1 pseudogene is annotated in these 284 nt (G+C 66.9%); it reads right to left on the bottom strand.

What is annotated here, in order from left to right:
• Positions 1–284, bottom strand: a pseudogene (locus SB816_RS31020) (hypothetical protein); the annotation flags it as partial.

Raw genomic sequence — 284 nt, 5'->3', positions numbered from 1 at the left:
CCCCACTGCGACCCGGCCGTCACCGACAGCGTCGCCCCGAACCGGTTGCCGTGCCGTCGACCGAAGATGCCGACGCGCTGCTCGCCCATATACGCCTGCTCGGGCAGAAACAACCGGATCTCGACTGCAACCTGATCGGGATCGCCGGCACGCGTGTTCGCGTCGACGCCCGACTCGAATACCTTCGCGATGCGAAACGTCACATGCGAATCCCACGCGACCAGCGGGCCGCCGGCCGCGTCGACGCGTTCGATGTCGACCGACCATTGATGGCGATCCGGCAA

Origin of the sequence: Achromobacter sp. SIMBA_011 (assembly GCF_046535435.1) — a bacterium.
In the GTDB taxonomy this organism is placed as follows: domain Bacteria; phylum Pseudomonadota; class Gammaproteobacteria; order Burkholderiales; family Burkholderiaceae_B; genus Achromobacter; species Achromobacter dolens.
This window is presented reverse-complemented; position numbering and strand designations above follow the sequence as displayed.